16 protein-coding genes are annotated in these 18,787 nt (G+C 65.7%); 12 read left to right on the forward strand and 4 right to left on the reverse strand.

Annotation, left to right across the window (positions count from 1 at the left end):
* The first annotated feature begins 27 nt into the window (after positions 1-27).
* From A1351_RS08100 to A1351_RS08140, 9 genes are all read left to right on the forward strand, one after another.
* On the forward strand, positions 28-459 hold the full coding sequence (locus A1351_RS08100; protein ID WP_024880365.1) for a hypothetical protein: 432 nt from the start codon (positions 28-30) through the stop codon (positions 457-459).
* A 70-nt stretch (positions 460-529) separates the two neighbouring features.
* Complete coding sequence (locus tag A1351_RS08105) at positions 530-982, forward strand: MarR family winged helix-turn-helix transcriptional regulator (RefSeq protein ID WP_064032722.1); 453 nt, start codon at positions 530-532, stop codon at positions 980-982.
* Positions 983-1,083: 101 nt separating this feature from the next.
* Entirely contained in the window at positions 1,084-2,388 is a 1,305-nt protein-coding gene (locus A1351_RS08110) for an SCP2 sterol-binding domain-containing protein (protein ID WP_064032723.1), read from the forward strand.
* A gap of 127 nt (positions 2,389-2,515) precedes the next feature.
* Complete coding sequence (locus A1351_RS08115) at positions 2,516-3,121, forward strand: TetR/AcrR family transcriptional regulator (RefSeq protein WP_064032724.1); 606 nt, start codon at positions 2,516-2,518, stop codon at positions 3,119-3,121.
* A gap of 229 nt (positions 3,122-3,350) precedes the next feature.
* On the forward strand, positions 3,351-4,211 hold the full coding sequence (locus tag A1351_RS08120) for a TauD/TfdA family dioxygenase (protein ID WP_064032725.1): 861 nt from the start codon (positions 3,351-3,353) through the stop codon (positions 4,209-4,211).
* Positions 4,212-4,371: 160 nt separating this feature from the next.
* Positions 4,372-5,667, forward strand: a complete 1,296-nt coding sequence (locus A1351_RS08125) for an adenylosuccinate synthase (protein WP_064032726.1) — start codon at positions 4,372-4,374, stop codon at positions 5,665-5,667.
* A 32-nt stretch (positions 5,668-5,699) separates the two neighbouring features.
* A complete protein-coding gene (locus A1351_RS08130) occupies positions 5,700-6,935 on the forward strand; it encodes a hypothetical protein (protein WP_064032727.1) in 1,236 nt (411 codons plus the stop codon).
* A gap of 81 nt (positions 6,936-7,016) precedes the next feature.
* Positions 7,017-9,050 (forward strand): NAD(+) synthase, encoded by a 2,034-nt coding sequence (locus A1351_RS08135; RefSeq protein ID WP_064032728.1) that lies wholly within the window; start codon positions 7,017-7,019, stop codon positions 9,048-9,050.
* Between the two features lie 211 nt (positions 9,051-9,261).
* On the forward strand, positions 9,262-11,535 hold the full coding sequence (locus A1351_RS08140; protein WP_198162298.1) for a M48 family metallopeptidase: 2,274 nt from the start codon (positions 9,262-9,264) through the stop codon (positions 11,533-11,535).
* A gap of 364 nt (positions 11,536-11,899) precedes the next feature.
* On the opposite strand, the gene A1351_RS08145 is transcribed toward A1351_RS08140, so the two are convergent.
* The 4 genes from A1351_RS08145 to A1351_RS08160 form a co-directional block, all read right to left on the reverse strand.
* Positions 11,900-12,592 carry an SDR family NAD(P)-dependent oxidoreductase gene (locus A1351_RS08145; protein ID WP_064032730.1) on the reverse strand — a complete coding sequence of 231 codons (693 nt, stop codon included), beginning with the start codon at positions 12,590-12,592 and terminating at the stop codon, positions 11,900-11,902.
* 38 nt (positions 12,593-12,630) lie between these two features.
* Entirely contained in the window at positions 12,631-13,494 is an 864-nt protein-coding gene (locus tag A1351_RS08150; RefSeq protein WP_064032731.1) for a CmcJ/NvfI family oxidoreductase, read from the reverse strand.
* 72 nt (positions 13,495-13,566) lie between these two features.
* Positions 13,567-14,688, reverse strand: coding sequence for a GGDEF domain-containing protein (locus A1351_RS08155; RefSeq protein ID WP_026598907.1), 1,122 nt, complete (start codon positions 14,686-14,688; stop codon positions 13,567-13,569).
* A 221-nt stretch (positions 14,689-14,909) separates the two neighbouring features.
* Entirely contained in the window at positions 14,910-15,581 is a 672-nt protein-coding gene (locus A1351_RS08160) for a CDP-alcohol phosphatidyltransferase (protein WP_026598906.1), read from the reverse strand.
* A gap of 170 nt (positions 15,582-15,751) precedes the next feature.
* Here A1351_RS08160 and A1351_RS08165 point away from each other — a divergent pair, with 170 nt between their 5' ends.
* The 3 genes from A1351_RS08165 to A1351_RS08175 are packed head-to-tail and all read left to right on the forward strand — an operon-like array spanning position 15,752 to position 18,635.
* Positions 15,752-16,588 (forward strand): transketolase, encoded by an 837-nt coding sequence (locus A1351_RS08165; RefSeq protein ID WP_083967232.1) that lies wholly within the window; start codon positions 15,752-15,754, stop codon positions 16,586-16,588.
* The gene (locus A1351_RS08170; protein WP_064032732.1) at positions 16,588-17,532 is read left to right on the forward strand and encodes a transketolase family protein; all 945 of its coding nucleotides are present in this window, start codon (positions 16,588-16,590) and stop codon (positions 17,530-17,532) included. Before A1351_RS08165 ends, A1351_RS08170 begins: the two co-directional genes overlap by 1 nt.
* Positions 17,529-18,635 (forward strand): NAD-dependent epimerase/dehydratase family protein, encoded by a 1,107-nt coding sequence (locus A1351_RS08175; protein ID WP_051465424.1) that lies wholly within the window; start codon positions 17,529-17,531, stop codon positions 18,633-18,635. The genes A1351_RS08170 and A1351_RS08175 overlap by 4 nt, the downstream gene beginning before the upstream one ends.
* Positions 18,636-18,787: the final 152 nt, after the last annotated feature.

An 18,787-nucleotide genomic window follows, 5' to 3' on the forward strand; every position in this document is an offset into this window, starting at 1 on the left:
GCGGCTCCTCATAGAGGACCAGATGCGATGGCTTTATCCGAGGACGATGCGATCGAGCGGCTCGCTTCGAAAGTGATCGATCGAAGCTTGCCGAAGGCGGAATGGACCCATGCGGCGCATTTCGCGACGGCGCTATGGCTTTTGCGGAACCGGCCCGACCTCGCGACGCCCCTGGAAATCCGCGAAATCATAACGCGCTACAATGAGGCGACGAACACGGCCAATACGGATGCGAGCGGCTATCACCACACCATCACGCTCGCGTCGATGCGGGCCGCCGCCGAACATTTGCGCGCTCACTCCCCGGATGCGCCGCTTCATGCGGTGCTTCTATCGCTCATGGCCTCGCCGCTCGGTCATCCAGACTGGCTCTTGTCCTATTGGAGTCGCGAGACTCTGTTCAGCGTCGCCGCCCGACGGGCCTGGGTGGAGCCGGACCGCGCGCCATTGCCGTTCTGAGCCTTCGCTCGTCGATCGCGTGGACGCTCGCGCTTGACGTCGGCACGATAGGGGCATATGCATCTATCTTATGAGCGAGCCCGATCCGGCCGAAGTCAGAGCCTGCGCCGCGACCTGCGCGGTCGCGAATGTGCGACGCGCGGCGCGCGCGGTCGGCAAGCTCTATGCGGAGAGTCTTTCCGGGCTCGATCTCGAGCCGACGCAATATTCGCTGCTCGTCGCCTGCTCGCTGGCGGAAGGTTGGACAGTCAGCAAGCTGGCGGAGGTTTTCGTTCTGGATCGCAGTGCGCTCGCGCGCAATCTGGCGGTGATGGAAAAGCGCGGGCTGTTGCGCGTGAAGGCCGGCGAGGATCGCCGCACGCGCGAGGTGACGCTGACCAAGCAGGGCCGCGCCACTCTGGCCGTAGCGCTGCCGCTGTGGCGCGCGGCGCAAACCAAGGCGGAAGAGAAATTCGGCGCCGAGAGATTGGCGCATCTCGTCGGCGAGTTGCGCGCGCTCGCCGCGGCGGTTCAGGACGATTGACGCGTATCTTTGGCGAACGAGAGCGTGCCTGAAGGCTCGCGGTCCAGTTTTCGTGAGGCGCGCGCATCGCACGGCTCACGCGCAAAAAGGGGCATATGCACATGTCTATGCAGGCTCATGAGATCGCTTCGCCGCCGGCGCGAGAACCGTTCGAGGCGCGACGCTTGCGCGAGATGGCGCTTTCCGCCGGCGCGGATGATGTCGGCTTCGTCTCCATCGACGATCCGGCGATCGCTTTCGAGCGCGCGGAGATTCTCGCCGCCTTTCCCTATGCGCGAACGCTCGTCTCTTTCGTGATGCGGATGAATCGCGAGAATATCCGCAGCCCGGCGCGCTCGCTGGCCAATGTGGAGTTTCACCGCGTCGGCGACGAGACCGATGCGGTGTCGCATCGGCTGACGCGAAAGCTCGAGGATATGGGCGTGCGCGCCGCCTATCCTGCAATGGCCTTTCCGATGGAGGCGGCGCGCTGGCCAGCCAAAATGTGGGTCGTCTCGCATAAGCCCGTCGCCGTCGCCGCCGGGCTCGGCAAGATGGGCGTGCATCGCAATGTCATTCATCCGAAATTCGGCAATTTCATTCTGCTCGGGACGGTGGTCGTCGATGTCGCGCTCGATTCCTATTCGCGCCCGCTCGATTACAATCCCTGTCTCTCCTGCAAGCTCTGCGTCGCCGTCTGTCCGACGGGCGCGATAGCGCCGGACGGCGGCTTCGATTTTGCCGCCTGCTACACGCATAATTATCGCGAGTTCATGGGCGGCTTCATGGATTGGGTGGAGACGATCGCCGATGCGAAAAGCGCCGCCGGCTATCGCGAGAAGGTCGAGGATGCGGAGAGCGTCTCCATGTGGCAGAGCCTCGCCTATGGGCCGAATTACAAGGCCGCCTATTGTCTCGCGGTCTGTCCGGCGGGCGAGGATGTGATCGGCGCCTATCGCGGCGATCGAAGCGGTTTTCTGCAGAGCATCGTCGATCCGCTGAAGAAGAAGAAGGAGACGATCTATGTGACGCCGCTATCTGACGCCGAGGATTATGTGAAGCGGCGCTTTCCGCACAAGAGGGTGAAGCGCGTCGCCAATGGCATGCGCGCCGCCTCCATAGCGAGCTTCGCGCGCGGCCTGTCGCTGCGGTTTCAGAAGAAGCGCGCTGCCGGCCTCTCGGCGGTCTATCATTTCGCCTTCAGCGGCGCGGAGCGCAAGGACCTCACCGTGCGCATCGACAATGGCCGGCTCGAGGTCGGGGAGGGGCTGATCGGAAAGGCGGATCTCGTGATCCGCGCGGATGCGCAGAGCTGGCTGCGCTTTCTGCGCAAGGAGCGGAGCCTGCTATGGGCGCTGGTCACGCTCGAGATCAGGCTGCGCGGCGATCCACGGCTGCTCGCGGCCTTCGGTAAGTGTTTTCCGTGATGTTTCGCTTTTCGGTCGAATGGAACCGCTCCAATATTGGCGCTCTGCGGTCCAATCGGATCGCGTAGCGCGCTATATGTGAGAGAGCGCCGACTCTGTGGCGCGGGCGCAGATCACGCGAGGGGCCATGGATAATGCGTCGAGGTCGCAACGAACCCGCAGGGCGGTCATCCAGGCCGCGCTGGCGATCATCGCGCGCGACGGGCCGGGGCGCTTGACGCTCGACGCGATCGCCCGCGAGAGCGGCGTCAGCAAGGGCGGGCTGATGCATCAGTTCCGTACCAAGGAGGCCGTGCTCAAGGCTCTGCTCGAGCATCAAATCGAATATTTCGCGGATTTTTCGCGCGCCTATATGGCCGAGCACGGCGCCGGGCAGGCCGCGCCCCGCCTCGCCGCGCAAATTGCGACGCTGCGCCAAACGCTGATCGAGCCGCGTTCCGTGGCTTTCGCCATTTTCGGCGCCCTCGGGCAGGATCCGAGCCTACTCGCCATCACGCGCGAGAACGATGCTGAATCCTTGGAGGCGATCAAGGCGGAGGCGAAAGATCCGGATTTGGCGCTGCTGCGCTGGGCGGCGGCGCGCGGCTTGGCGTTGAGCGCCCTGCTGGGCCTGTGCCCGCTCGGCGAGGAGGAGCGCGACCGCTTGTTCGAGCGCCTGCTGGACGAGGCCTCTTGGGACGAGCTGTCCGAAAATGCCGATGGCTCCCCGGCGCCGTCTGGGCCGAGAGAGTAGCAGCGGGCTGATTTTATGTGAGAAAGCCCGCAGGAAAAGGGCTGCCACAAAAACAAACCATCTAGACGGTTTTTAATGCGGGTGCTAATCCTGCCGCAGTGAGGCGAAGGGCGAGCGCCCGCCTCGGACGAAGAGGAGGCCGATGCCGGCTCGCCTCCGCGCCCTATCTCGAGCCGGGCAGGCTCGCCGATCCGACCCTCTGGCTCGCAGCCGCTCGGAGAATCATCCCATGAGGTCGCCCTCGGCCGAAGCGAAATTGGAGGTTCTGGATCTTACGCCGCATATCGGCTCCGAGGTCGCGATCGATGTCGCGGCTCTGATGAGCGGACGTCATGCGGCAGAGATTCTCGATCTTTTGGAGCGACGCGGCGTCCTCGTCTTTCGCGGGCTCCATCTCGACGATGCGCAGCAGCGCGCCTTCACCCGAACGATCGGCGAGCTTTTGCCGCAGGGCGACGACGGCCTGTTGCGGATAACGCTCGACAAGGCGGCGAACCCCGCCGCGGCCGAATATCTGAAGGGCTCCTTCCATTGGCACATAGACGGCGCCGCCGACGATGCGCCGACCGCCGCCTCTGTCCTCAATGCGAAGCGGCTGTCCGCGACGGGAGGGCAGACGGAATTCTGCAATAGCTGCGTCGCCTGGGAGGAAATGCCGGACTCGGTGAAGAAGTCTGTCGGCGATCTTAATGTGGTCCACAATGTCGAGACGGCGCAATGGCTGGTCAATCCTACGCCCTCCTATGAGGAGCTGCGTCGATGGCGCAGCCATGCGCCCAAGGTCCATCCGCTGGTCTGGACCAAAAAATCGGGCCGCAAATCGCTCATGCTCGGCTGCACAGCCTCGCATGTGGACGGCGCCGACACGGATGAAGGCCGCATGCTGCTGCGCGAGCTGATGGAATGGGCGACCCAGCCTCGCTACGTCTATCGGCACCATTGGGAGGTCGGCGATCTGCTGATCTGGGACAATACCGGCGTGATGCATCGCGTGACCCCCTATGATCCAGAGAGTGGGAGATTGATGACCCGCACGACGATCAAAGGGGAAGAGCCACAGCCGCCGAGGCGCGAGAGCGGCCGCCTCTGATCCGGCGTTCGCGCTCAGGCCTTCTGCGTCCGGCCGGCCCCACGCGCGAGCCGCCTTTGACCCTTTCCGCGATTTGCGCTAAACGATTGCCGTAACGAGCCCCGGCGTTACCCGCCGGGGTTTTTTCTTGGGCTCACGCGAGAAAGCAGACTGAAGCGCCATGGCGAATGTAGTCGTGGTCGGCGCCCAATGGGGCGACGAAGGCAAGGGCAAGATCGTCGATTGGCTCTCGCTCGAGGCAGATGTGGTGGTGCGCTTCCAGGGCGGCCACAATGCGGGCCATACGCTCGTCATCAATGGCGTGACCTATAAGCTCGCGCTGCTGCCATCGGGCATAGTGCGGCCGGGCAAGCTCTCGGTCATCGGCAATGGCGTCGTCGTCGATCCGCATTTTCTCGTCGGCGAGATCGAGCGACTGCGCGAGCAGGGCGTCGAGATCGGCCCCGAGAATTTCAAGATCGCCGAGAACGCCCCGCTCATCCTCTCGCTGCATCGCGAGCTCGACGCCTATCGCGAGGAGGCGTCCGGCAATGGCGTGAAGATCGGCACCACCAAGCGCGGCATCGGCCCCGCCTATGAGGACAAGGTCGGCCGCCGCTCGGTCCGCCTGATGGACCTCGCCGAGCCGGATACGCTGGACGAAAAGATCACCCGCCTGCTCGCCCATCACAATCCGCTGCGGCGTGGCCTCGGCTTGGCCGAGATCGAGCCGGCGAGCGTGCGCGACGAGCTGCTCTCCGTCGCGCCGCAGGTGCTGCCTTACATGGATGCGGTGTGGGAGCTGCTCGAGGATCTCCGCCGCGCCGGAAAGCGCATTTTGTTCGAGGGCGCGCAGGGCGTGCTGCTCGATGTCGACCACGGCACTTATCCTTATGTGACCTCCTCCAACACGGTCTCCGCCTCGGCGGCCAGCGGCTCCGGCCTCGGACCGGGGGCGATCGGCTATGTGCTCGGCATCGCCAAAGCCTATACGACGCGCGTCGGCGGCGGGCCTTTCCCCACTGAGCTGCACGACGAGATCGGCACGCTGATCGGCGACCGCGGCCATGAGTTCGGCACCAACACCGGGCGCCGGCGGCGCTGCGGCTGGTTCGACGCCGTGCTGACGCGCCAGGCCGTGAAGACCTCCGGCATCGACGGGATCGCTTTGACCAAGCTCGATATTCTCGACGGTCTCGAGACGATCGAAGTGTGTACCCATTATCTCTTGGACGGCGTCCGCATCGATCGCCTGCCGGCCTCGCAATCGGCGCAGGCGCGGGTGGTTCCGGTCTATGAGACGATCGAGGGATGGCAGGGAACGACGGGCGGCGCCCGCTCCTGGGCCGATCTCCCGGCGCAGGCCATCAAATATGTGCGCCGCATCGAGGAATTGATCGGCGCTCCGGTCGCGCTCCTCTCCACAAGCCCCGAGCGCGATGACACGATTCTCGTGCGTAATCCTTTCGAGGATTGACGAGAATCGCCCGAGGTGGTCTTAGAAGCCCCATGGCCGACTATTATTCGCTGCTCGCCCGCGCGGTCGCCGCTCTGCCGCAATCCGCGCCGGAATCGCGGCAAGCGGTCTATGAACGAGCCCGCAAGGCGCTGTTCAACCAGCTTCGCAGCATTCAGCCTCCCGTCGCCGAGGAGGATATAGAGGCCGAAGGCCGCGCTTTGGACGAGGCCATCGCGCGCCTCGAGCTCGAGGTCGTCCGCGAGCAGAGCGGGCGAGAGCCCGTCGCCGCGCCGGCGCCCAAGGAGAAGCGCGCTCCCGAGCCGGAGACGAAAGAGCCGCTCAAAAGCGCGGAGCCCGTCGAGCCGAAGCCGGAAAAGCCTGTCCCCGTCGAGAACGCGCCTCTCGCCGAGAAAGCGCCGTCGGCCGAAAAGCCCGCTTCACTGGAGGACGCGCCGACGCAGCCGCAGCGGCCTCCCGCGCCGCTGCCGCCTCTGCCGGAGCCCACCAGCGTCTCGCGCCGCGTCATCGTCATCGGCGGCGTGCTCGCCGCTGTGGTGGCGCTGGTCGCCGTTCTGGCGCTTCAATTCCGCGAGCGGCCGGAGGATCTCGCCAAGCTGCAGCCGGAGCCTTCCGCCGTGGAGAGCGGCGAGGGCGGCAAGCTGGCCGATCGCATCGGCGGCGAGAGCGACGCGTCGCCGCCGCCGCCGTCGCGCGCGCCCTCGGAGCAGCGGAGCCAGCCGGTCGCCGTCGCGCAAAAGGCCGAGCTCTGGGTCGCCGCGCCGGAGGAGGCCGCCAAGGTCAAGACATTCCCCGGCACCGTCGTCTGGCGGCTGGACAGCATGCCGGCCGGACCGGGCCAGCCGGTCTCGCCGGCGATCCGCGGCGAGATCGATTTCCCGACCGCCAAGCTGAAGACGACGATCGTCATTCAGAAGAATCTCGATCCGACGCTCTCGGCCTCGCATACGGTGAATCTGTCGTTCAATCTCGGGGCGGGCAATGAGCTGAAGCGCATAAAGGCGATCGGGCCGATTCAGATGCGCCGGCCGGAGGCGCAGTCGGGCGAGCAGGTCGCCGGCGTTCCCGTGCCGATCACCGACAACGCCTTTCTCATCGGCCTGCTGCGCGGCAATCGCGAGGCGCGCAATGTCGTGCTGCTGCGCTCCCCCATGGTGCTCGATCTGCCGTTGCAGCTCGAGGACGGCCGTGCGGCGACGATCTCGCTCGAGAAAGGCCCCGGCGGCGAGCGCGTCTTCGCCGATGCGCTGGACGCATGGTCGAAATAATCTCACCGAAACTAATCTCAGTGAATTAGGCGCGCCGCCGCGCCTTCACGTCATGGCCGCCGCGGCCCTATAATCGCGCGCATGACGCATCCTTTCTTCTCGCTCCATTCGCATGGCTTCGTTCGCGTCGCCGTGGCTGGCCCGCGCACGCGCGTCGCCGATCCCGCTTTCAATGTCGCGCGCACGATCGACATGGCCCGCGAGGCGGACGCGAAAGGCGCGTCGCTGGTTCTTTTCCCCGAGCTCGGGCTCAGCTCCTACGCCATCGACGACCTCCTGCATCAGACGGCGCTGCTGGACGCCGTGGAAGCGGCGATCGGGCGATTGCTGGAGGCGAGCCGGGCATTGCAGCCGCTGATCGCGGTGGGCGCGCCGCTGCGCTGGCGCGGGCGTCTCTATAATTGCGCGGTGATCCTGCGGCGCGGCGAGATCCTCGCCGTCACGCCGAAAATCTATCTGCCCAATTATCGCGAGTTCTACGAGAAGCGCCATTTCGCTTCCGGCGCCTTTATCGCCGGCGAGGACATGGAGATCGCCGGCCAGACTGCGCCTTTCGGCTCCGACGTGCTGCTGGAGGCGAGCGATTTTCCCGGCCTCGTGATCCATACGGAAATTTGCGAGGACGTTTGGGTTCCGATCCCGCCCTCGACGCGGGCGGCGCTCGCCGGCGCGACCGTGCTGCTCAATCTCTCGGCCAGCAATGCGATCGTCGGCAAATCCGATTATCGCGCGACGCTCTGCGCCGCCCATTCGGCGCGCTGCCTTTCCGCCTATCTCTATTCGGCCGCGGGGCAGGGCGAGTCGACCACCGATTTCGCTTGGGACGGCGAGGCGATGATCTATGAGAATGGCGCGCTGCTCGCCAAAGCGAAGCGTTTCGCCGATGAGCCGCAGCTGATTCTCGCCGACATCGACTTAGGGACGCTCGCCGCCGAGCGCATGCGCCAGGTCACTTTCGGCGATTGCGCGGACATAGAGGCGGGCGCGACCAGCTTTCGCCGCATCGCCTTCGAGCTGCACGCGCCGCGCGACAAGAATCTCGGCCTGCTGCGCGAGGTGGCGCGCTTTCCCTTCGTGCCGGATGACGAGGCGCGCCTCGCAGAATTGTGCTTCGAGGCCTTCAATATTCAGTCGCACGGCCTGCGCCAGCGGCTCGCGGCGGCGAATTTTCAGCGCCTCGTCATCGGCGTCTCCGGCGGGCTCGACTCGACTCATGCGCTGCTGGTCGCCGTCACCGCCTTCGACGCGCTCGGCCTGCCGCGCGAGAATATTCTCGCCTATACGCTGCCGGCCTTCGCCACCACCGACCGCACCAAGGCCAACGCCTGGCGGCTGATGCGCGCGCTCGGCGTCTCCGCGCAGGAGATCGATGTGACGGCCGCCTGCCGGCAGATGCTGGAGGACATCGGCCATCCCGCCGCGCGAGGCGAGCCCGTCTATGACACGACTTACGAGAATGTGCAGGCCGGCGCGCGCACCTCTCTTTTGTTCCGCCTCGCCAATCGACACGACGCGCTGGTGCTCGGCACAGGCGATCTCTCGGAGATCGCGCTCGGCTGGTGCACCTATGGCGTCGGCGATCAAATGTCGCATTACAATGTGAACGCCTCGGTGCCGAAGACGCTGATCCAGCATCTCATCCGCTGGTGCGCGCGCGACGCTCATTTCGGCGCCGAGACGGTCGCCGTGCTGCGCGACATTCTCGGCACGGAAATTTCGCCGGAGCTGGTGCCGGGCGTGAGCGTGCAGCGCACGGAGGATGTCGTCGGTCCCTATGCACTGCAGGACTTCAATCTCTTCTACACGACGCGCTACGGCTTCGCGCCGTCCAAGACGGCGTTCCTCGCCTTTCACGCCTGGAGCGACGCCGCGGCCGGGCGCTGGCCCGTCGATATTCCGGCTAATGAACGCCGCGCCTATGACGTCGAGGAGATCAAGCATTGGCTCGGCGTCTTCGCGCGGCGCTTCTTCGCGACCAGCCAGTTCAAGCGCTCGGCGCTGCCCAATGGACCGAAGGTCAGTTCCGGAGGCTCTCTATCGCCGCGCGGCGACTGGCGCGCGCCCAGCGATTCGAGCGCCGCGGCTTGGCTCGCGGATGTGGAAGAAATTCCCTAGAGTCATTCCGGTTCACATCGAACCAGATTGAATCTGATCTCGGTCGTGTTTTCTTCACGCGAACCTCTTCCCCACTTCGTTCGAAAACACTCTGGAGAGCGAGGTTGCAAATCGCCGAGGCTCGGCTAGTCTCGGCGCCGGGGCGACGATGTCGGAGGCCATTCCGGCGCGCGCGCCCATGCGGCAACCCATTTTTCCGAAACGTTTTTTCATGCATGATTTGCTCAAATTCGAGAAGCTCGTCTTCGCTTGCGAGCGATTGGCCGAGCGCAACCCGCGCGCCTATCGCATCCGCGTCTTCCTGCTGGCGACGCTCGGCTTCGCCTTCATCGCCTCGATCCTGCTGCTTTCGGCGGGCGCGGGCCTGCTGCTGTTCTACGACGCTTTTGCGCATAATCACCTTCCGGTGATCAAATTCGCCTTGTTTCCGACGGTGATCGCCTGGCTGCTGTGCCGCTCGCTGCTGGTTCGGATCGAGCCGCCACAGGGCTTCGAGATCACCCGCGAATCCGCGCCGCGATTTTTCTCGCGAATAGACGAAGCGCGCGCGAAGCTGATGGCGTCGCCCATTCATCGCGTCGTCGTCGATGTCGGCAGTTTCAATGTCGGGGTGATGCAGGTTCCGAGCTTCGGCGTGTTCGGTCGGCCGCGCAATCATCTGGTGATCGGCCTGCCTTTTCTCGAAGCCGTGACCCCCGAGGAGCTCGATTTCGTTCTGGGCCACGAGCTCGGTCATCTCTCTGGCAAGCAGACGCGTTTTCGAAATTGGATCTATCGCATTCGCCAAGCGTGGCCGCGCATTCTCGAGGCGCTGTCCGGCGGCGGCAATTTCATGAGCGGCGTCTTCACGCGTTTTCTGAATTGGTATGCGCCCTATTTCAACGCCTATAGTTTCGTGCTGGCGCGCGCCAATGAATATGACGCGGACCGCGCCGGCGCGGCGGTCGTCGGAGCGGCCGTGGGCGCGCATGCGCTTTTGGCTTCGGACGTGTTCCACGACCATCTCCAGAACGAATTTTGGCCCGCCTTGTTCCGTGAGGCCGGGGCCGATAGCGAGCCGCCGAGCGATTCTTTCACGCGCTCTCTGCTGGCGCTCCGGCGAATCTCGCCCGCCGAGATCGAGGCGTCGATGCGGCGCGTCCTCGCGCGTCGGACGTCGCTGGCGGATACTCATCCTTGCGTCGCCGATCGGCTGCAAGCGCTCGGCGAGACACCGCGGCCGCCCGCGCTTCTTCAGCGCTCCGCAGGCGAGCTCCTGCTCGGAGAGCTGCGCGAGAGTCTCGTCGCCGAGGCCAATTCGAAATGGTCGAGCGCGATAAGGGAGCAATGGTCGCTGGCGCGCGAGCGTCATCAGAAGCTCGCGGAGCGTGTTTCCGAATATAGCGGCAGCGTCGACGCGCTCGATGAGAGCGGATTGCTCGACTATGCGGCGCTGATCGAGGAGGCCGAGGGGCGGGAACAGGCGCGGCCTTTGGTCGAGGCGGCTCTGTCGCGCCAGCCGGATCATGCTCCGTCATTGTTCATGCGCGGAAGGCTGCGTCTCGCCGATGGCGACCACGACGGCGTTCTGGACATAGAACGTGCGATGGAGCTGTCGCCCGACGCGCGAGAGCCGGGGGCGCGCATTCTCGCCTCCTATTTCCTCGATCGTCGCGACATCGAGCGGGGCCTCCGCTATGTCGAGACGGTGCAGGAGGCCGACCAGCGTCGGAGCGCGGCGGAAGCCGAGCGTTCCAACGTCCTGCCGACCGATGATTTTATCGATCATGGTCTGGGCGCCGCCGAGCTCGAGCGTCTGCGAGCGACGCTCGCCGATCTTCCCGTCGCCAGCGTCTGGCTCGTCGGACGGAGGCTGAAGCTTTCGCCCGGGCTTGCGAATTATGTCGCCGTCGTCGCTTACGCTCGGTCGCTCCGGCCGACGCAGGATCAGCTGAACGCGATCCTCAATGCGATGCCGGAAGACGGATTCAAGATCGTGACCATCGCGGACCCGAAGGGCGCCGTCACGCGAAAGATCGCGGCGATGGAGGGGGCGCTCGTCTACGGAAAGGCGCGCGATTTTCGCAGCTGGTCCGACATTGTTCGGGACGAAGCGGCCAATTGGTCGCGCCGGGCCTTCGGATCGGTGCGACAACATCCGGCGAAGGCCGCAGGCGCGTTGGCGGCCGTGCTGCTTCTGGCGGGATATGCGCAGTTCCGGCATGACCCGAGGGCGCGCTTTGCTTATGCCACGCTGCTGATCGATCTCGGCGCCGCCGGAGCGGCCGAAGCGCAGCTGAATATTCTTCTCGGAGACGACGGCGGTCTCGACGATAATCGCTTTCCCGATATGGAGAGCCGGGCGCGACTGACTTTTGCGGAATTGCTCGTGTCGCGGTCACGCGACCGCGAAGCGTGGGCGATTGCTGTACCGGCGTGCCGATGGCGGATGCCGGATGCGCTGAAAGCGCGTCGGGAGGCGCTCGGCTTCTGCAGCCGCCACTGACGTCCTCCATCGACGGATGATGCGTTTCAGTGATCCGCGACGGCCGTGCGCCTCGCCGGCGCATCTGCGTCGGCGAGACCTGAGTGAGGCGGGGCTGCGCAAGAAACGAACGCTCGCAGGCCCTCCGAACGACTGCTCGGGTCACATATTCGCGAAAGCGGTGATCGCGGCAGTGACGGCGGCGCAGGTCGCGACGATCGATAGGATAGCCGTAATCGTGTTCATGAGCGCTTTCCCCGTTTTATTCGTCGTTATGGGGACGAGCGCGCCGTGCCTAGCGGGCGCTCGCCCTGGGTCGACGGCTCACGATAACACGCCTTGGTCCACTTTGCGACATTTTGTCGCGCTGCAGATTCAGCTTTTGTCAAAATTTCTCGCACCAGGGCCGAAGCTCGACCTCGAAGGACCAGGCGCTGCGCTTTTGGCGCAAGAGATCGACATAGGCGTCGGCGATGGCGTCGGGCTCGAGCGTCGCGTCGGCGGGATCGACGCGGCCGGCGTCGCGAATCACGCCGTCTATGACGACATGGGCGACATGCACGCCCTTCGGCCCCAATTCGCGCGCCGCGCTCTGCGCCAGCGCCCGCAGCGCGAACTTGCCCATGGCGAAGGGGGCGGAGATCGCATAGGCCTTCAGGCTCGAGGTCGCGCCGGTGAAGAAGAGCGCGCCGCGCCCGAGCTTCTCGAAGCGCTTGGCCGCCTCGCGCGCGACGAGAAATCCGCCGAAAGCGTTGACGTCGAAAGCGCGCCGCACAGCCTCCGGATCGAGCTCGGCGAGCGATCCGCGGATGCGCGCGCCGGCATTGTAGACGACGACGTCGATCTCGCCGAGCTTGCCCTCCGCCGCTTTGAACAGCGCCTCGACCGAAGCGGGATCGGTGGCGTCGGCGGAAAAGCCCTCGGCGCCGGTCGCCGCCGCGATGGGAGCGAGCCGCTGCGCGTCGCGGGCGACGACGCCCACTTTCAGCCCGGCGGCGGAAAAGCGCTGCGCCAGCGAGGCGCCGACGCCAGAGCCGGCGCCGACGATGAGCGCGGCGCGATAGGGAATATCGTTCATTTTTCGTCCTCGAGGCTCGGCCGCATGCGCGGCGAGGGTCAGTCGTCGAAAGCGACGAAGCAGCGCAGCTCTATGCTCTCGCGCGGGCGGGCGCCCTGCGGCGTCGCCGGATCGTCGAAGGCCGTGTGAGGCGAAAAGCGCGCCACATCGGCGCGGGAATCATAGCATTTGAGCAGCAGAACCTCGCCGCGCCGCATGCGCGGATAATAGAACCAGCGCTGCTGCGGCGAATAGGCGAGGGCGTAGGTCTCGCCGCGCCGGTCGCGGAAGACGAGATCGCAGGCGACGAGATCGCCCGGCGCGACGCTGCGCGCGTCGCAGACGGCGAGCGGCGCATCCTCCACCGGGCCGAACAAAGGCCGCCACACATTGATGATGGCGAAGCGTGGGCGCGAGAAGCGCTCGGCCGCATCCCCCATGATCTCGCGCAGGCGCTTGGGCGCGGAGTGGTGCGTATGATCGACATGGGCGCGGCCCACGGGCTCACGCGGCGAGCCGTCGACCGAGCGCCGAAAGCTCATTGGGCCGGGGCGCATGCGCATGCGCATGCGCAGCGTATGGTCGAAGATATGGACGTCGCGCGCGCCGAGCGCCCGTTTCAGCAGCGCCTCGGTCTCGGGATAATAGATCGCGCGCAATTGCGCCTCGCTCCAGAAATCCTCGACCAGAGTCGGCGCCTCGAGGAGCTGGAATCCTTCGCGATCGATGGCGGCGTCCGCGGCGTGGCGGCGCGCATCGGCGATCTTGGTCTGCTGCGGCAAATATTCGCCGCTCTGCCAGCCCGCGCCCGGCGGCGGCTCGAATGTATAGGAGACCGGCTTTGTGTCGGTCGGCTTCAGATAGAAAAGCTCGGCGATCGTCGCCGCGCTGTCGGCCGGAGCGCCGGAACGGCTCGTCTCCATGCTCGTCGCCTTCGGTGGAAAAAAGCGCCTCGCGCGCCACGCCGGATAAATCTACCAGTCTGGTCGAAATATTCAACGGGGCGAGAGATCGGCGTCGACAGTGACGAGATTGCGCCCGCGCGATTTGGAGACATAAAGCTTGGCGTCGGCGCGCTGGATCAGGCTCTCGGCGTTCTCATGCGGGGCCAGCTGGGCGACGCCGAAGGAGGCGGTGATGCGGCCGATCGGCGCGCCGCCCTTGATCGCCCATTTCTTATTCTCGAATTCGGCGCGAATGCGCTCGGCCGCCATTTTCGCCTCGGCGAAGGAGACGGCGGGCATGATGATCGCGAATTCCTCGCCGCCATAGCGCGCGACCGTGTCCTTCTCCTCGACATGCTTGGTCATCGTCCTGGCGAAGTTCTTCAGCACCTCGTCGCCGATGAGATGGCCGTGGCCGTCGTTGATCTTCTTGAAATGATCGATATCGGCCATGATGAGGCTCAAGGAGCTCGCCGACGAAGCCGCGATCTTCGCCTCGCGCGCCAGCGTGTCGTCGAAATGGCGGCGCGTGAAAACTTGCGTCAGCGAGTCGCGGACATTGAGCTCCTGCGTCTCGGCCAGCTCGGCGCGCAATTCGGTGATCTGCCGCTGCGAGTCCTCCAGCCGGCGCTGATGCTCCTCGGTCTCGCGCAGCATCTTTTGATTTTCGGCGATCAGCAGCACGATGGCGGCGCGGATCTGATCCGGGCTCGTCGTCGTGGTGAGCTCCTTATGGCCTTTCACAAGGGCCGCGGAATAGGTCTTGTTGCTGTCGAGATGCGAGCGCACCAGCGTGAGAATCGTGCCGAGCTCGCCGTCGATCAGCCGCCGCGTCTTGGCGAAATCCTCCGGCGCCCCTCCTGCGACTGCGCCGCCGCCGCGCCCCGAGCGCGTGACGATCTCCACCACGCGCGGCGTTCCCAGCACGACGCCGATGAAGGCGACGGAGATCAGCGCCAGATTGCGCGCCAGGGCGAGCGGCTCATGGGCGACGCGAAAGCGCTCACCGGAGGCGCCGACGGCCGTCGTCTCCCAATTGTCGAGCGACCACGACCAGAGCGAGGAGGGGTCCGGCGTCGAGAAAAAGCCGGCTTGGCTCAGAGCGAACACGCCTGCAGCCGCGACGAGCGCGCAGCCCGCGACCAAAGCCCAGCTTCTCGAATCGAGTTTCATCTTGGTCCGTCTCTCCCGTCTCGGCCGCCGAGACAATTCTATCCGCATCGTCTCGCCAGCGGGAAAAACATGCACGCCGACGGGACGCGAATCAGAAAATGCTCGGAAACTATTTTCCTCTCTCCTCGGCAGGCGTCCATAGCGACGTTCGCGCCGGCGCGCGAAGACTTTCGAGCCAAAGCCGATTTTTTGGAGGAGATGGCCGCGGCGGGCGGCGGGGCTCAGACGCCCCGGCCGCTCTCGTCCATCGCGACGCGGCGCGCGTCGGAGAGCGCCTTGATCGCGAGCCCGCAAATGGCGAAGCCCGCCAAAATCATGATGGCGGCGTCGAGCCGGGACACGCCGACGTCATTGGTCTCGTCTATTCCCATGGCGTGGGCGGCGAAGGGCCACAGCGCCATCAGCAGGCGGAATTCGGTCGCGCCGAGGCCGATATAGGCCATTTGCTGAACGTGGCGGACGATCGCGCGAATATAAGTATAGGCCGAGAAGAGCAGATAGCAGATCAGGACGACGAAGGCCGACTCGATCGACAAGAAGGGCGAGAGGCCGAAGGCGACGATCAGCAATATTTGCGAGAAGAGATCGAATGTGTGCTCGACGAGGCCGAGCCGCGGATCGGCGGTCTTGCGATGCAGCGCCAGCCGGCCGTCCAGCGCGGCGCCGAACCAGTTGAGAAAGACGCCGAGCGGAATCAATGGCATCCACAGCGCCGACCAGCGGCAGCCGATGAGCGCCACGGCGGCGACGCAGGCGCCGAACAATCCGATGCGGGTCAGCTGCAGAGGCGTCACGGATTCCGGCAGCTCGATCACGATCGCGCGCACGAGCCTTTGTTCGGCCGGAGCCAGAAAGCTCTGATAATGCCCGGCCTTATGATCGGCGGTCTTCATGTGCGACGCACTCCGCGGTTGTCTCCGCTCGATCGTTTGCGCTTCGGACGATTTTACCATTGTCGCATATCGGCGTCGGCGCGCAAGCCCGAGCGAGAGTCGCCGGCCTTAAGCCAAGCGTTAACCTTTCGAAAGGCATAGTGGCCGTGAAAATGGCGAGGACATGACCGATGGCGAGAGCAGGCTCGGCGCGGGGCCGGAAACATTCGCCCCTATCGCAGGACGGCGCGGCGGCGGCCGCGCGTTGCGCTGCAGCGCGGCGACGCGTCATTTCCATGTCCTATAGCGCCAATTCCGCGCATCTAGGCTCCTCGCTCGGCGTCGTCGAAATCCTCGACGCCGTGCTCGCCGTCTCCGATCTGCGTCCGGCGACCGCCCGCGCGACAGAGCGTGATCGCGTCATTCTCTCCAAGGGCCATGCGGCCATGGCCTATTACGCCGCGCTCGAGCAATATGGACTCGTCGCGCCGAGCCTGCTCGACGCCTATCTGCAGAATGGCACGGCGCTGTGGGGACATGTCGGCCTCACCGAGGCGGTCCCCGCCATAGACGCCACCAGCGGCTCGCTCGGCCATGGCCTATCGCTGGCGACGGGCTTTTCGCTCGGCCATCGTCTGCGCGGAAGCGATCATCGCGTCTTCTGCATTCTCTCCGACGGCGAATGCGACGAGGGCTCCACCTGGGAGGCGGCGCTCTTCGCCGGCGCGCGCAAGCTCTCCTCGCTCACTGCCATCGTCGATTACAACCACATTCAATCGCTGGCGCCGACGCGCGAGGTGATGGACCTCGAGCCCTTCGGCGCCAAATGGCGCAGCTTCGGATTCGAGACGATCGAGCTCGACGGCCATGATTGGGCAGCGCTCGTCGCGGCGCTCGAGCGGCCCTCGCGCGGGCGTCCGCGCGTCATCCTCGCCCATACGGTGAAGGGCAAGGGCGTCGCCCGTATAGAGAACACCGTCGCCTCACATTACAAGCCGGCGCTCGCCGCGGATCTGGAGCTCGCCTGATGCGCAAGCGGATCATCGAGCTTATCGAGGCCGACGCCAGCGTCGATCCCAGAATCGTGTTTCTGACCGGCGATCTCGGCTTCTCCTTTGTTGAGCCGCTCGAGCAGGCGCTCGGCGAGCGCTTCGTCAATATGGGCGTCGCCGAGGCCAATATGGTCTCGGTCGCCGCCTCGCTGGCCGCCAGCGGTTTCCGGCCTTTCGCCTATTCCATCGCGCCCTTCATGACGGCGCGCTGCCTCGAGCAGATTCGCAACGACATCTGCTATCAGCGCCGCGCCGTGCGGCTGATCGGCGTCGGCGCCGGCTTCTCCTATGGGACGCTGGGGCCGTCTCACCACGCGCTCGAGGACGCCACGATCATGGCGGCGCTGCCCGATCTCGTCGTCGCCAATCCGGGCAATGCCGCCGAGCTCGATCGCTGTTACGCGGCGCTGCTCGACGATCCGCGCCCCGCCTATTTCCGCATCGCCCGCGAGAGCGGCGCATCTTATGGCGCGCCGATCTTCTCGCCGCAGACGGCGGCCTTCGCGGCCCGTCGCGGCGCCGATGTGACCTTGGCGGCGAGCGGCGGCTCGGTGACGCAATGTCTCGCGGCCGCGGAGGCTTTGGCGGGGGAGGGGGTCGAGGCCGCTGTCGTCAGCGTTCCGATCGTCCAGCCGTTCCCGACGGAGGCTTTCGCCGCGCTGCTGACCGGCGCGCCGGTCGTGTCGGTCTTCGAGGGCTATCGCGGCAATCCGCTGTCGGTCGGCGTCATGGAGGCTCTTCTCGCGCGCGGGATGGGCGAGGCCTTCGTCGATCTCACCGCGCCGCAGGCGTTTCCGAGCCTCGTCGGCGACACGGAGACGCTGCGCCGGCGCGCCGGGCTCGATCCCGCCGCCATCGCCGCGCAGGCGCGCGCGCTCATCGCCGGCCGCGGCGCCCGCAAGATCGGAGCGCGCGCATGAATGCGGCTCCCGATGGCGCGCTTCTGCTGAATCATCCGCTCTATGGTGCGGATATCGCCGATATTCTCGCCGCCGATCTGCCCTGGGAGCAACTCGCCGAGCGCACCATTCTCGTGACTGGGGCCAATGGCTTTCTGCCGGCGATGATGGTCGACGCTCTGCTCGCCCTCGCCGAGAGCCGCCCCGACATCAGCCCGAATGTGCTGGCGCTGGTCCGCTCGCGGGAAAAGGCCGAGCGCCGCTTTCGCGCGCATCTCGACAATCGCGCTCTGACGATCGTCGAAGGCGATGTGGTCGAGCCCTTCGATCCGCCTGGCGCGGTCGATATGATCGTCCACGCCGCCAGCCAGGCGAGCCCGCGCTATTATGGAGTCGATCCGGTCGGCACGGCGGCGCCCAATGTGATCGGGACCTCGCGCCTGCTCGATCTGGCGCGGCGCAAGAACGCCTCCCGTTTCCTCTATTTCTCCAGCTCGGAGGTCTATGGCGCGCTGCCGCCGCAGGCCCAGCCGGTGGAGGAGACGGTCTTCGGCCGGCTCGATCCGGCGACGCAGCGCGCCTGCTACGCCGAGTCGAAGCGCATGGGGGAGACGCTCTGCGTCGCCCATTGCGCGCAATATGGGACGCAAGCCGTCATCGTGCGGCCCTTCCATACTTATGGGCCGGGCATGCGGCTCGACGACGGCCGCGTCTTCGCGGATTTCGTGCGCGACATTGTGACGGGGCGGGACATCGTCCTCAATAGCGACGGATCGGCCGAGCGCGCCTTCTGCTATCTCGCCGACGCCGCGCGCGCCTTCTTCGCGGTGCTGCTGAATGGCGAGGCCGGCCATGCCTATAATGTCGGCAATGGCGAGGCGGTCACTTCCGTCCGCAGCCTCGCCGAGACTTTGGTGGGTCTCTATCCGGAGCGCGGCCTGTCGCTGCGCTTGAGCGTTCCGCTCTCGGACTATCTGCCGAGCGTGGTTCAGCGTTCCGCCCCCGACACGACGCGGCTGGAGACGCTGGGATGGCGTCCGCGCATCGGCATCGCCGAGGGCTTTCGGCGCACCATCGATATATATGGTGATATTTTCACGGACGCCGCCGTCGCGGCCGCTTGAGCGCTCTCTCGCGAGCGAAAATCCTCCGATCGGTCGGAATTCGCGCCCGAAATCCGAATTCCTTTTGAGACAGCCGATCTCGAGGCGCCTGCATTTTGTTAACCATGCCCTGTAGCGAACGGGCCACAGCTGCGCGATAAAGAGCCGGCGCG

This window comes from Methylosinus sp. R-45379, from assembly GCF_001644125.1.
Taxonomy (GTDB): Bacteria; Pseudomonadota; Alphaproteobacteria; order Rhizobiales; family Beijerinckiaceae; genus Methylosinus.

Bases quoted from the DNA above. Each gene is read 5' to 3' on its own strand.
- A1351_RS08140 (WP_198162298.1), top strand. From the start codon at position 9,262: ATGCATGATTTGCTCAAATTCGAGAAGCTCGTCTTCGCTTGCGAGCGA.
- A1351_RS08135 (WP_064032728.1), top strand. From the start codon at position 7,017: ATGACGCATCCTTTCTTCTCGCTCCATTCGCATGGCTTCGTTCGCGTC.
- A1351_RS08120 (WP_064032725.1), top strand. From the start codon at position 3,351: ATGAGGTCGCCCTCGGCCGAAGCGAAATTGGAGGTTCTGGATCTTACG.
- A1351_RS08110 (WP_064032723.1), top strand. From the start codon at position 1,084: ATGTCTATGCAGGCTCATGAGATCGCTTCGCCGCCGGCGCGAGAACCG.
- A1351_RS08170 (WP_064032732.1), top strand. From the start codon at position 16,588: ATGCGCAAGCGGATCATCGAGCTTATCGAGGCCGACGCCAGCGTCGAT.
- A1351_RS08105 (WP_064032722.1), top strand. From the start codon at position 530: ATGAGCGAGCCCGATCCGGCCGAAGTCAGAGCCTGCGCCGCGACCTGC.
- A1351_RS08130 (WP_064032727.1), top strand. From the start codon at position 5,700: ATGGCCGACTATTATTCGCTGCTCGCCCGCGCGGTCGCCGCTCTGCCG.
- A1351_RS08100 (WP_024880365.1), top strand. From the start codon at position 28: ATGGCTTTATCCGAGGACGATGCGATCGAGCGGCTCGCTTCGAAAGTG.
- A1351_RS08125 (WP_064032726.1), top strand. From the start codon at position 4,372: ATGGCGAATGTAGTCGTGGTCGGCGCCCAATGGGGCGACGAAGGCAAG.
- A1351_RS08155 (WP_026598907.1), bottom strand. From the start codon at position 14,688: ATGAAACTCGATTCGAGAAGCTGGGCTTTGGTCGCGGGCTGCGCGCTC.
- A1351_RS08115 (WP_064032724.1), top strand. From the start codon at position 2,516: ATGGATAATGCGTCGAGGTCGCAACGAACCCGCAGGGCGGTCATCCAG.
- A1351_RS08160 (WP_026598906.1), bottom strand. From the start codon at position 15,581: ATGAAGACCGCCGATCATAAGGCCGGGCATTATCAGAGCTTTCTGGCT.
- A1351_RS08165 (WP_083967232.1), top strand. From the start codon at position 15,752: ATGGCGAGAGCAGGCTCGGCGCGGGGCCGGAAACATTCGCCCCTATCG.
- A1351_RS08175 (WP_051465424.1), top strand. From the start codon at position 17,529: ATGAATGCGGCTCCCGATGGCGCGCTTCTGCTGAATCATCCGCTCTAT.
- A1351_RS08145 (WP_064032730.1), bottom strand. From the start codon at position 12,592: ATGAACGATATTCCCTATCGCGCCGCGCTCATCGTCGGCGCCGGCTCT.
- A1351_RS08150 (WP_064032731.1), bottom strand. From the start codon at position 13,494: ATGGAGACGAGCCGTTCCGGCGCTCCGGCCGACAGCGCGGCGACGATC.